General features: G+C 62.2%; 10 protein-coding genes, 2 tRNA genes and 1 rRNA gene. 6 read left to right on the top strand and 7 right to left on the bottom strand.

Going from position 1 to position 12,047, the window contains the following annotated elements; genetic code table 11:
• Positions 1 to 20: 20 nt before the first annotated feature.
• Both AQ611_RS12860 and AQ611_RS12855 read right to left on the bottom strand, forming a co-directional pair.
• Positions 21 to 734 (bottom strand): histidine phosphatase family protein, encoded by a 714-nt coding sequence (locus AQ611_RS12860; RefSeq protein ID WP_069234744.1) that lies wholly within the window; start codon positions 732 to 734, stop codon positions 21 to 23.
• Positions 735 to 749: 15 nt separating this feature from the next.
• Positions 750 to 1,541 (bottom strand): oxepin-CoA hydrolase, alternative type, encoded by a 792-nt coding sequence (locus tag AQ611_RS12855; RefSeq protein WP_069234743.1) that lies wholly within the window; start codon positions 1,539 to 1,541, stop codon positions 750 to 752.
• 217 nt (positions 1,542 to 1,758) lie between these two features.
• Between AQ611_RS12855 and AQ611_RS12850 the strand changes: the two genes are divergently transcribed.
• Complete coding sequence (locus AQ611_RS12850; protein ID WP_069235292.1) at positions 1,759 to 2,415, top strand: glutathione S-transferase family protein; 657 nt, start codon at positions 1,759 to 1,761, stop codon at positions 2,413 to 2,415.
• Positions 2,416 to 2,543: 128 nt separating this feature from the next.
• Here the strand turns inward: AQ611_RS12850 and AQ611_RS12845 are convergent, their stop codons facing one another.
• Together AQ611_RS12845 and AQ611_RS12840 are read right to left on the bottom strand one after the other, a co-directional pair.
• Positions 2,544 to 3,716, bottom strand: coding sequence for a pyridoxal phosphate-dependent aminotransferase (locus AQ611_RS12845; protein WP_069235291.1), 1,173 nt, complete (start codon positions 3,714 to 3,716; stop codon positions 2,544 to 2,546).
• Positions 3,717 to 3,754: 38 nt separating this feature from the next.
• On the bottom strand, positions 3,755 to 4,474 hold the full coding sequence (locus tag AQ611_RS12840; RefSeq protein ID WP_231935972.1) for a PIN domain-containing protein: 720 nt from the start codon (positions 4,472 to 4,474) through the stop codon (positions 3,755 to 3,757).
• A 98-nt stretch (positions 4,475 to 4,572) separates the two neighbouring features.
• Here AQ611_RS12840 and yaaA point away from each other — a divergent pair, with 98 nt between their 5' ends.
• Both yaaA and AQ611_RS12830 read left to right on the top strand, forming a co-directional pair.
• Positions 4,573 to 5,355, top strand: coding sequence for a peroxide stress protein YaaA (gene yaaA, locus AQ611_RS12835; RefSeq protein ID WP_069234741.1), 783 nt, complete (start codon positions 4,573 to 4,575; stop codon positions 5,353 to 5,355).
• 55 nt (positions 5,356 to 5,410) lie between these two features.
• The gene (locus AQ611_RS12830) at positions 5,411 to 6,565 is read left to right on the top strand and encodes a M14 family metallopeptidase (protein WP_069234740.1); all 1,155 of its coding nucleotides are present in this window, start codon (positions 5,411 to 5,413) and stop codon (positions 6,563 to 6,565) included.
• A 171-nt stretch (positions 6,566 to 6,736) separates the two neighbouring features.
• On the opposite strand, the gene AQ611_RS12825 is transcribed toward AQ611_RS12830, so the two are convergent.
• The 3 genes from AQ611_RS12825 to AQ611_RS12815 all read right to left on the bottom strand — a co-directional run bounded on the left by AQ611_RS12825 (position 6,737) and on the right by AQ611_RS12815 (position 9,083).
• The gene (locus AQ611_RS12825; protein ID WP_069234739.1) at positions 6,737 to 7,342 is read right to left on the bottom strand and encodes a BspC domain-containing protein; all 606 of its coding nucleotides are present in this window, start codon (positions 7,340 to 7,342) and stop codon (positions 6,737 to 6,739) included.
• 151 nt (positions 7,343 to 7,493) lie between these two features.
• Entirely contained in the window at positions 7,494 to 8,168 is a 675-nt protein-coding gene (locus AQ611_RS12820) for an energy-coupling factor ABC transporter permease (RefSeq protein WP_069234738.1), read from the bottom strand.
• A 75-nt stretch (positions 8,169 to 8,243) separates the two neighbouring features.
• Positions 8,244 to 9,083 (bottom strand): response regulator transcription factor, encoded by an 840-nt coding sequence (locus AQ611_RS12815; RefSeq protein ID WP_069234737.1) that lies wholly within the window; start codon positions 9,081 to 9,083, stop codon positions 8,244 to 8,246.
• A 911-nt stretch (positions 9,084 to 9,994) separates the two neighbouring features.
• Between AQ611_RS12815 and AQ611_RS12810 the strand changes: the two genes are divergently transcribed.
• From AQ611_RS12810 to AQ611_RS12800, 3 genes are all read left to right on the top strand, one after another.
• A 16S ribosomal RNA gene (locus tag AQ611_RS12810) occupies positions 9,995 to 11,525 on the top strand.
• 61 nt (positions 11,526 to 11,586) lie between these two features.
• Positions 11,587 to 11,663, top strand: a tRNA-Ile gene (locus AQ611_RS12805).
• Positions 11,664 to 11,700: 37 nt separating this feature from the next.
• Positions 11,701 to 11,776, top strand: a tRNA-Ala gene (locus AQ611_RS12800).
• Positions 11,777 to 12,047 lie beyond the last annotated feature (271 nt).

Genomic DNA, 12,047 nt, shown 5'->3' with positions numbered 1-12,047 from the left:
GTGACGGCACGCCGATGCGCTCACGCGCGCGTGCCGTGTACGAATTGGTGATAAAGCACTTCCATCGTCGTGTTGCGGCTGTCGCGGTGCAGCGCGTCGGGCGGCGAATAGTTGACGAGCCGCACGACCCAATCGTGCTCGCGCTCGCCGGCGTCCAGCGCATTGATGCAGCCGGTGTCCTGCGACAACGTGCCGAGGAAGAAGCGATGCCCGGGCACGATGGCGTGCGACAGCAGCGCGCAATTCACGCCGCCGTGCAGCACGAGCAGCGCGGTGCTCCACGACGAGTCCGCCCGCAACGCGGCGAGCGGCGGCAGCACGCGGTCGATCAACTCGCCGATCGTCTCTCCGCCGAGAAATCGGGTGTGCTCCGCGACGATCCCGTCGAGTGCGCTGAGGAACGCGGCTTCCTGCTCGTCGGGGGCAATGTCGGCGAGGTGGCCGCCGCGGATTTCGCGCCACGCGGGCTCGATGCCGATGTCGATCGACTGGCCGGTTTCGGCGAGCACGCGCCGCGCGGTTTCCATCGTGCGCGGCAGTCCGCTCGCGATCACGCGATCGAATTGCACGCGCTGCTCGGCGAACACGCGCCCGGCGGCGGTTGCCTGCGCCTGGCCGCGTGCGTTGAGCGGCACGCTGTCCGAATCGAACGGCCGGCCGCGTTCGTCGAAATAGGTGACGTCGCCATGACGCATCAGGTAAATACGGCGACGCTTGGGTAATTGAAAAGGCATGTCGGGAGGCTCGCTTTAGCGTTTGTAGACGGGCGTGCGCTTGTCGAGGAACGCGGTGATGCCTTCGAGCGCATCCGCGTGGCGCAGCGATTCGACGAAATGATTTCGCTCGGCGATCAGATGCGCGTCCAGCGGCTGCGCGTGCGCGTCGGCGATCAGCGATTTGATCCGCGCAAGCGCGTTCGGCGACATCCTGCCCAATTCGTCGGCCCATGCGATCGCCTCGTCGCGCGCGGTGCCCGGCCGGCTCAGGCGGTTCACGACGCCGAGCGCGTGCAGCCGGGCGGCGGCGGCCGGCTTGCCTTCGAACATGAGTTCGGCGGCGAGCGCGCGCGGCAGCGCGCGGGCGAGGAACCACGAACCGCCGCCGTCGGGCGTCAGGCCGACGCGTGCATAGGACATCACGAACTTGGCGTCGTCGGCGGCAACGAGCAGATCGCACGCGAGCGCGAGTGAGAAGCCCGCGCCCGCCGCCGCGCCTTCGACCGCGGCAATCACGGGTTTCGTCACGGTGGTGAGCGCGGTGATCCATTCGCCGAGCAGATCGATGCTCGCCGCCTGCACGGACGGGTCTTTCGCGCGATTGTCGAGCAGCCGGTTCAGATTGCCGCCTGCGCAAAAGAAGCGGTCCGCGCCGGTCAGGACCACCGCGCGGATCGTCGGATCGCGCTCGGCCGTATTGAGCGCTTCGAGGCCGGCGGCATACATGTCCGGATGCAGCGCGTTGCGCGCGCCGGGGTTGGAAAGGGTGAGGACGAGCGTCGATTCGCTTTCGGTCGGGCGCGATGCGAGCAGTTCTGCGCTCATGCGGCAGTCTCCTGGGATGCGACGGGCATCCGGGCGGCGCGCGACTCACGCGCCGGCCGGTTGGGCCGGCGCTTATGGTGGCGGTTCGAAGCGGCTGCTGTGACGCAGCCCGATTCGAGCGTTTTAGAATAACACGGACGTGCTTTTTGGGCGTCGAGCCGAACCCGACGCGCGAAGCATATCGCGCGCGGTTTTCCCCATGAACAAGGAGTCATCGATGCTCAGGCTCTGTGGTTTTCCGTTGTCCAACTATTACAACAAGGCCAAGTTTGCGCTGCTCGAATACGGTATTCCGTTCGACGAGATGCTCGTCACGACGCCGATCGACGATGCTGCGAAACGGGCCGACACGCCGCTTGGCAAGGTACCGTATCTGCAGACGGAACACGGCCCGATCAGCGAGTCGCAGGCGATCGTCGATTATTTGGCGATGCGCTATCCGGAAAAGGAGATTTACCCGGCCGATGCGTATGCGGCGGCGAAGGCGCGCGAGATCACGATCGTGCTTGAGCTATATATCGAATGGTGCGTCCGCGATCTGTTCCCGGAGGCGTTTTTCGGCGTCAAGATCAGCGACGGCACGAAGGCGCGCGTCGAAAAACGCCTGCCGCATGCGCTCCAAGGCTTCAAGCGGCTCGCGTCGTTCTCGCCGTACTTGCTGGGCGACACGTTCAGCATTGCCGATATTGCCGCGTTCATTCATTTGCCGATCGTCGCGCTTGCGACCAAACCGATCTATGGCCGAGATCTGGTCGTCGAGGCGGGAATCGATTGGAAAGCGTACGTCAAGCGCATCGAGGCGCAGCATCCGGCCGCGCGGCGCGTGAGCGCGGATCGCAAGGCTTACGTCGCGGGCCTTGCGAAGCCGGCTTGATTGCTTGAGTGCCGAATGGGCGCGGGCGGCTCGAGCGCCGCCCGCGCGTCGCACACGGGATCGGCGCGCTTGCGCGCGTCGCCGGATCAAACCGCCCGCCGGATGCGCCGCTTGACGGCTCTTGACGGCTACAAACGACCGAGCCGCTCGAGCGCGAGGGCGAGCGTCTCTTCGCGCTTCGCGAAGCAGAAACGCACGACGCCCGATTCATGCGGCTCATGATAGAACGCGGACACGGGGATCGCGGCCACGCCGATTTCCGTCGTCAGCCATTTCGCGAACTGAGCCTCGGGCAGATCGCTGATTGCCGAATAATCGACGCATTGGAAGTACGTGCCCGTGCACGGCAGCAGCTTGAAACGGGTGTTCGCGAGTCCGGCACGGAAGAAGTCGCGCTTCTTTTGATAGAACGCGGGTAAGGTCAGATAGGGCTCGGGGTGGCGCAGATAATCGGCGAGACCATATTGCATCGGCGTGTTGACCGTGAACACGTTGAACTGATGCACCTTACGGAACTCTGCCGTCAGCGCGGCGGGCGCGGCCACGTAGCCGACCTTCCAGCCCGTCACGTGAAAGGTTTTGCCGAAGCTCGACACGACGAAGCTGCGCGCCGCGAGTTCCGGGTAGCGAACGACGCTCTCGTGCCGCGCGCCGTCATAGACCATGTGCTCGTAGACTTCATCCGACACGATCAGGATGTCGGTGCCGCGCACGATGTCCTCGAGCGCGCGCATGTCGGCGTCGCGCCAAATCGTGCCGGTCGGATTGTGCGGCGTGTTGATGATGATCGCGCGCGTTTTGGGCGTGATCGCCGCGGCGAGTTTGTCGAACGGAATCGTGTAATCGGGCGCCTCGAGCGTAACGAAGACCGGCGTGCCGCCGGCGAGCGCGATCGACGGCAGATAGCTGTCGTAGGTCGGCTCGATCACGATCACTTCGTCGCCCGGATGCACCGCGCACAGGATCGCCGTGAGGAGCGCCTGCGTTGCGCCGGCCGTTATCGTGATCTCGTTTGCCGCGTCGTAGCGGCGGCCGTAGAGCTGCTCGGTCTTGTCCGCGATCGCCTCGCGCAGCGGCGCGACGCCCGCCATCGGCGGATACTGGTTATGGGCGTCGCGCATCGCACGCGCGACCGCATCGACGATCGCCGGATCGCAGTCGAAATCCGGAAAGCCCTGGCCGAGATTCACCGCGCCTTTTTCCGCGGCGAGCGCGCTCATTACAGTGAAGATCGTCGTGCCGACATGGGGCAGGCGGGATGGGAAGGCAGGTGTGTTGGGCATATCGTGCGATGCGTTCATCATGGCTTGTATGCGCGAGATCGGGCGGAAAAGGGTGCTTACGCCGGCTCCGGCGCGCCGGCCGGAAGCGCTCGCGCGGCGAACGACTCGGGCGGCGCGATCCGGAAACCGAAATCGCGTTCGGTGCGGCGCGCGAGTTTCAGCAGCGCACGATCTTTCGACACGAGCCAGTCGGCGCGCGCCGCGTAAGCGAGTTCGAGGAATTTCTGGTCGTCGCGATCCTTGCACTTGGGCAGCGGCCGCGGCGGCGCGTCGCCCGGCGGCGGGGGCAGTGCGTCGGTCCGCGCCAGCAGCGGGTTTGCCGCCGGCACGCCGGCGCCGGATGCAGGCGATGCGCAGGCGGCGGGCGTGACGTGCGCATCGGTGCGGCTCGGCAAGGCACTGCCGGACGGCGCGCCGGGCGTTCGCGCCGCGCCCGGCTGCTGCTGCTGCGTATCGGCGACAATCGCCTGGGCGGCCGATGCGTCTGGAGTCGGGACGCTCGCTCCGGTGTCGGCGGTTGCCGCTACGCACGAGCCGCCATTGGCGCGTGGCCCTGCGACATGCTGCGTCAAACGCGCGACCGTCGCGAGCGCGGCTGCCTTGTCGACCGCGCGCGCTTTGAACTGAGGATAATCGAGTACGCGCTCGAGTTCGCCGAGGCAGCGGGCGTCGATGAGCGCGGTGACGGCGCCGGTTTCGAGGGCCGCGCGGATCGGACGGGTGGCGGGGTCGTCGAACACGAGGATATCGATCCACACGTTCGAATCGAGCACCACGCGCAGACCGTCGCATAAAGCGTCGGGGCTAGGCATTCGTTACAATTGAGGGTTTTCGTTTGATTGCCCGGCATCGCACGGCATGCCAGCAAGCCTCTATGATAATCGTTCTGTCTCCCGCGAAATCGCTCGATTACGAAACGCCGCCGCACGTCGCCGCCCATACGCTGCCGCAGTTCATCGATGACGCGGCCGAACTGATCGGCGCGCTGCGCCGGTTGTCGCCGCAGCAGATCTCGACGCTGATGAATATTTCCGATCCGCTCGCGCGGCTCAATTTCCAACGCTACGCGGACTGGTCGCGCGCGTCGACGCCGGCGAACGCCAAACAGGCGCTGCTTGCGTTCAACGGCGATGTCTACGAAGGTTTCGACGCGCGCTCGCTGTCGGCGGACGATCTCGATTACGCGCAACGGCACGTGCGCGTGCTGTCCGGACTGTACGGGCTGCTGCGGCCGCTCGATCTGTTGCAGCCGTACCGGCTCGAAATGGGCACGCGCTTTGCCAACGCGCGCGGCAAGGATCTGTACGCATTCTGGGGCGAGCGGATCACGCGCGCGCTGAACGCCGAGCTTGACAAGCGCGACGCCGCATCGCGCGTACTGGTCAATTGCGCATCGGCTGAATATTTCAAGGCGGTGAAACCGAAGCTGCTCGGCGCGCGCGTCGTCACGCCGGTGTTCGAAGACTGGAAGGACGGCCGCTACAAGATCATCAGCTTTTACGCGAAACGCGCGCGTGGACTGATGGCGCGCTACGTCGTCGAGGGACGGCTCGCGTCGTCCGATGCGCTGATGCGCTTTTCGTCGGAGGGCTATGCGTTCGACGAAGCCGCGTCGAACGACGATACTTATGTATTCCGCCGCCGAGCAGGCGCGTGAAACCGTATGAAATCCGGGCGGCCGTGCGCGGCCGCCGTCACCAGGAGACGCAGCAATGACTCTCTCGATCACGAGCAATTTCGATGCGGGCGCGATCGACGTCCTGTCGTGCGAGCGGGCGGACGCGATCCGGCTGCGCGTGCGCGGCGACAATCATTCCGAGTTCGCGCAATGGTTCTATTTCCGCGTCACGGGCGCGCGCGGCGAACGCTGCGTGATGACGTTCGACAATGCGAAGGACTGCGCATACCCCGACGGCTGGCGCGACTATCGCGCGGTCGCGAGCTACGACCGGGTCAACTGGTTCCGCGTGCCGACGTCGTATGACGGCCAAACGCTGACGATCGACCACACGCCCGAATTCGACAGCATCTATTACGCGTACTTCGAGCCGTACAGCGAGGAGCGCCATTCGGAGTTTTTGGGGGCTGTTCAGCAGATGCCGCAGGCGAACGTCGTCGAGCTGGGGCGCACGCATGACGGGCGGCCGCTGTCGCTTATCGTGCTCGGCACGCCGCAAGAGGATGACGTCGCGAAAAAGAAAGTCTGGATCATCGCGCGCCAGCATCCGGGCGAATCGATGGCGGAGTGGTTCGTCGAGGGACTGGTCAAGCGGCTCGTCGGCTGGGGCGACTGGTCGGGCGATCCGGTGGCCCGCAAGCTTTACGATCACGCGACGTTCTATATCGTGCCGAACATGAATCCTGACGGCAGCGTGCGCGGCAATCTGCGCACGAACGCGGTGGGCGCGAACCTGAATCGCGAATGGATGGCGCCCGATGCCGAACGCAGCCCCGAGGTGCTCGTCGTGCGCAATGCGATCGAAGCCGCGGGTTGCGATCTCTTTTTCGACATCCATGGCGACGAGGCGCTGCCGTATGTGTTCGTGGCCGGCTCGGAGATGTTGCCGGGCTTCACGGAACGTCAGCGCGTCGAGCAGCGTGCATTCATCGACGCGTTCAAGCGCGCGAGCCCCGATTTCCAGGACGAGCATGGCTATGCGGCCAGCAAGTACAACGAGGAGGCGCTCAAGCTCGCGTCGAAGTACATCGGCAATCGGTTCGGCTGTCTGTCGTTGACGCTCGAGATGCCGTTCAAGGACAACGCGAACCTGCCTGACGAGCACGCCGGCTGGAGCGGTGCGCGTAGTGCGGCGCTTGGCGCGGCGATGTTGACCGCGATTCTCGAGCACGTGCGCACGTTCGCCTGAGCACTTGCCCGGGCGCGATCGACGCGCGTCGGCGGAAAAATGCCATGCGTCGACGCACGAAAAAAGCCGGAGCGCGGCAAGCCCGCTCCGGCTTTTTTCGTGAATGGCGACCGGCGTGTCGGCCGCCGCGCGTCATTCGGCTTTATCGGCCGGTCGGGCCGCAGCGGCCGATCATCGTGCCTTGCGGGCCGAATGTTTCCTCACGGCCTTCACCGTCGACGATCGTTTGCCGCTTTTGCCCGACGCCTTTGCTTTACCCTTGCCTTTGCCGGCGTGCTTGTGAAACTTCTTCTTCGATGCTGCCGGCCGCTCGGCGCGCGGTTTCACAGGCGGCGACGGATCGTTCCAGCTGAACGCGAGCATTTGCGTGCCGACGTACCCGCAGCGGAATTTCAAATGCGCGGGCTCGCCGCCGTCGTTACGCATGCCGAGCCCTTCGACCGTCACGACGTTGTCGACTTTCACGCGTTGCTTGCCTTCGTCGAACGAATCGTTCCAAGGGGCGATCGCTGCGTTGCCGCTTTCGAATGCGCTCGGCGGGAATTCGACATGATCGAAACTGTTCGACGTGCTGGCAATGAAGTTGCCATGCGCCGCGCAATCCGCGACGAGCGGATCGGCGTGCATGTCGTTGATGTATTTGTTGACGAGCTCCGCGCGTTGGTCGAGGAGATCGGCGAATGCGGGCGCGGCGAAGGCGAGCGTCAGGCCGGCGACGCAGGCCGTCAACGTGCCGAGCGCGCCAAGGAGGCGTTGCGGGGCGGGGAAGCTGTCCATCTGGGTAGAGGATAACGGAGATCGAGACACCAGGCATGTCAGATGCCCGATGAAGAGCAGGGTTCCATCTTAGCGTAATTTCTGAGCGGCGCAGTAGTGCGCTCGGCAGATATCTTTGGCCGCGCGCAGATGCGCAACTCGCGGCGGCGCGTTACAGGCGGGGGCCGCCGAGGCGGTAGCGGCGCACGTCGGACGTTGTGACCCAGGCGGGACGGTAGACGGCGATCAACGCGGTCGCGACGCCGGTGAACCATGCCTCGCCGAGTGCCAGCAACAGCGCGCTGAGTACATAGCCGGACGGTATGACGACGAACGCGCCGTTGGCGAGCGCGATCTGCACGCCTGCTGCCGCGATCGACACCGCGCCCGACGCGACCGCGGGCGACACGATGCCCTGACCGGCGATGAGGGCGGTCAGATTGTGCGGCAGCCGCGCGAGTGCCGCACGCTGCAGCAGTGCCGATGCCGCGACAGGTAGCGCGCCGTAGATCAAATAGGTGAGTCCGACGCCTTGCCAGGTCGCGTCGAATGCGAACGCCGCGATACCGATGACAACGGCCATGGCGATGAGAGATAGCGCCCAATCGAACAGCGTGACGAGCAACGTGGCGCCGAGCAGATGCATGACGAGGCCATCGTCGAGCCATGCGTTGGATGCCCAAAGCACGGTGATCGACGTGATGAGCGCGAGCCATACGTGCTGCAGAGTCGGATCCTGCAGGCGGCCGAACGGGCGTCTCCATGATGCGAGGACGAGCAATCCCACGGCGGCGATCCAGCCACCCACGGCAACCCAGAACGGAAGCGGCGTATAGAGAAACCCCATGTTTTTATATTACTCGTTGAATACAAAAGATGGGAACGGATTCACGCGACCGCCGGGGCGCACCGGGTTCACCGGCTATTCATTCGCCTTGTACGGAGTGGGCAGCTCGGCCGCGATGAGGGGTTCGCTGGTCGATTCGTTTTCGGCGGCGAGCGGGTATTTGTGCCGCGTTTTCACTGCGCGCAGCGGTACGGGGCCGGGTGCGCCATGTACAGGCTTGGGCGAGCTTTCGTTCGAGGCCAGCAACACTTCGAGATGCGGTGGCAGCCAGCCGTTGTAAATGGCGACGGCGGACGCGCGATTGTTCGCGCCCAATTGCTGGAAGATGCTGGCCAAATGAATCTTGACCGTGCCTTCGCTGATGCCGAGCGTGCGCGCAATCATCTTGTTGGTGCTGCCCATGTGAACAAACCGCATGATCTGCGCTTGGCGCGGCGACAGTAGACTGCATGGTGAACGCTTCCGGGCCGGAAGCTGACCGGCCAGCGAATCGGCGCGGCTGTCGCTGGCACGTGCGGATGGCTCTGCAAGATTGAGTGCGCTCGGCGGCACGTAGTAGCTGCCGAGCAGCACGATCTCTAATGCGCGCACGATCAAGTGCGGGCGCGTCGAGCGCGGGATGACGCCAAGCACGCCGGCGGCGAAAAGTGCTCGAGTCTGCTCGGGCGACGCGTCGTCCGTCAGTGCGGCGACGGGCGTTGGCGAGCACGCCTTGCAGAGCGCATGCAGATCGCCGAGCCGCTCGATGTCGCGCCAATCGACTGTGATCAAGTCGAAACTTTGTTGCTTGATCAGCCGCTGTGCCTGCCGCCAATCTTTTGCATCGTTATAGCCGGCGTGCCGGTCGATTTGCCGCAGCAGGGTTTTCAAGCCGTCACGCCGTTCCGCGTCCGAATTGAGCACCAGAAACCTCATGTGTATGCCTCCGATTGTCCGATTGTCGAGAAGACGGTGAGTGTCGCCTGCACCATGATGACAAACTACTTACGAAGTGTCGGCCTAGCTGAAAGGTGTAGGAAAAATTCAGACAAACGGGCGAGATGGAAAGGAGGATGGCTTGGGTCTGAATGAGCCGCCCAGTGAATACGGGAGTGTTGATGTGGCTGCTTGCCGACGTCGCTTTTATTCGAGCTACGAGCGGCGCGTCATGTGTCGCGCCTGATCTTCGAATGCGGGGTTGCGTGTTTGTGAGCGTGCGTCTTTATGCAGTCGCGCCACAACCGGCGCTTGCTGCGCCTGTATTGCCATACCGAATGCGATTTGTAGTGATGCCCGAATGGGGAAGGGGCAAAAACTGGTGGGCAAAACAAAAATCAATATCGGATTTCTGCCGCGACCGAGGAGCGATTGGGGTCATGAAAATTTTTTCGCTAAGGGGTTGCGCGAAGGGCGGGGTCTGACTAGAATCACGCCTCTTTCGCTGAAACGGAAACGGACAGCGGGGGAGAGAGAAGGAAGCGCAGCCGACTGCTAGAGAGGGAGTTGAAGCGGTAGGCGTAGCGAGTCAGGAAGCGGGACCCGGGTTTGCGACGACGAGATGGATAAAAAGTTGTTGACGGACGAAGAAAAGGGGTTCATAATTTCGCTTCTCTGCTGCTGACAACGCAGCGCTGCTGAGCGGGCAGGAAAGCTTGGCAGAAAATGCTCTTTAACAATGAACAGCCGATAAGTGTGGGCGCTTGATGGGAGCGGACCTGGTTTTACCGGGATAAGCAAAAGTATCAAGAGTCTCACACTAAAGTAAGTCAGGTTAATGAAGAGATTCATAACCTGTCAGCTTTGAGTGAGCGACCGGTTCTACGGAACCGAAAACAGTAACAGGCATTGAACTGAAGAGTTTGATCCTGGCTCAGATTGAACGCTGGCGGCATGCCTTACACATGCAAGTCGAACGGCAGCACGGGCTTCGGCCTGGTGGCGAGTGGCGAACGGGTGAGTAATACATCGGAACATATCCTGTAGTGGGGGATAGCCCGGCGAAAGCCGGATTAATACCGCATACGATCTACGGATGAAAGCGGGGGACCTTCGGGCCTCGCGCTATAGGGGTGGCCGATGGCTGATTAGCTAGTTGGTGGGGTAAAGGCCTACCAAGGCGACGATCAGTAGCTGGTCTGAGAGGACGACCAGCCACACTGGGACTGAGACACGGCCCAGACTCCTACGGGAGGCAGCAGTGGGGAATTTTGGACAATGGGGGCAACCCTGATCCAGCAATGCCGCGTGTGTGAAGAAGGCCTTCGGGTTGTAAAGCACTTTTGTCCGGAAAGAAAACCTAATGGCTAATAACCGTTGGGGATGACGGTACCGGAAGAATAAGCACCGGCTAACTACGTGCCAGCAGCCGCGGTAATACGTAGGGTGCGAGCGTTAATCGGAATTACTGGGCGTAAAGCGTGCGCAGGCGGTTTGCTAAGACCGATGTGAAATCCCCGGGCTCAACCTGGGAACTGCATTGGTGACTGGCAGGCTAGAGTATGGCAGAGGGGGGTAGAATTCCACGTGTAGCAGTGAAATGCGTAGAGATGTGGAGGAATACCGATGGCGAAGGCAGCCCCCTGGGCCAATACTGACGCTCATGCACGAAAGCGTGGGGAGCAAACAGGATTAGATACCCTGGTAGTCCACGCCCTAAACGATGTCAACTAGTTGTTGGGGATTCATTTCCTTAGTAACGTAGCTAACGCGTGAAGTTGACCGCCTGGGGAGTACGGTCGCAAGATTAAAACTCAAAGGAATTGACGGGGACCCGCACAAGCGGTGGATGATGTGGATTAATTCGATGCAACGCGAAAAACCTTACCTACCCTTGACATGGTCGGAAGCCCGATGAGAGTTGGGCGTGCTCGAAAGAGAACCGGCGCACAGGTGCTGCATGGCTGTCGTCAGCTCGTGTCGTGAGATGTTGGGTTAAGTCCCGCAACGAGCGCAACCCTTGTCCTTAGTTGCTACGCAAGAGCACTCTAGGGAGACTGCCGGTGACAAACCGGAGGAAGGTGGGGATGACGTCAAGTCCTCATGGCCCTTATGGGTAGGGCTTCACACGTCATACAATGGTCGGAACAGAGGGTCGCCAACCCGCGAGGGGGAGCCAATCCCAGAAAACCGATCGTAGTCCGGATTGCACTCTGCAACTCGAGTGCATGAAGCTGGAATCGCTAGTAATCGCGGATCAGCATGCCGCGGTGAATACGTTCCCGGGTCTTGTACACACCGCCCGTCACACCATGGGAGTGGGTTTTACCAGAAGTGGCTAGTCTAACCGCAAGGAGGACGGTCACCACGGTAGGATTCATGACTGGGGTGAAGTCGTAACAAGGTAGCCGTATCGGAAGGTGCGGCTGGATCACCTCCTTTCTCGAGCTTACCGCGAAGTGAAGCGCTCACGCTTATCGGCTGTTGATTAAGACAGACTCAGGGGTCTGTAGCTCAGTCGGTTAGAGCACCGTCTTGATAAGGCGGGGGTCGTTGGTTCGAATCCAACCAGACCCACCAAGTTGTCTGGACAAGGAAGCCTGAGAGGTCTCTGTATGGGGGCATAGCTCAGCTGGGAGAGCACCTGCTTTGCAAGCAGGGGGTCGTCGGTTCGATCCCGTCTGCCTCCACCAATCCTCAATGCCAAGGGTTTGCTGAACCGATCAGCGAATGCTTCGCATTGGCGATTGAGCCAGTCAGAGTGATGCAGGCAACTGTATCGGCTGTCGTTCTTTAACAATCAGGAAGAAGTAAGTAATTTGGATAGCGGAAGCGTCTTATGAGATGGACGTGGAAACTATCCGGGTTGTGATTGTATCGATGTATCTCAAGATGATTCGAACTTCATTGTTCGGCTCAATTTGGAATACGGCACAACGCGAGAACTCAACCTGTAACGAGACA

Origin of the sequence: Burkholderia singularis (genome assembly GCF_001718875.1) — a bacterium.
Classification (GTDB): domain Bacteria; phylum Pseudomonadota; class Gammaproteobacteria; order Burkholderiales; family Burkholderiaceae; genus Burkholderia; species Burkholderia singularis.
The sequence above is the reverse complement of the archived record's forward strand: the minus strand, read 5'-3'. Positions and strand labels throughout refer to the sequence as shown.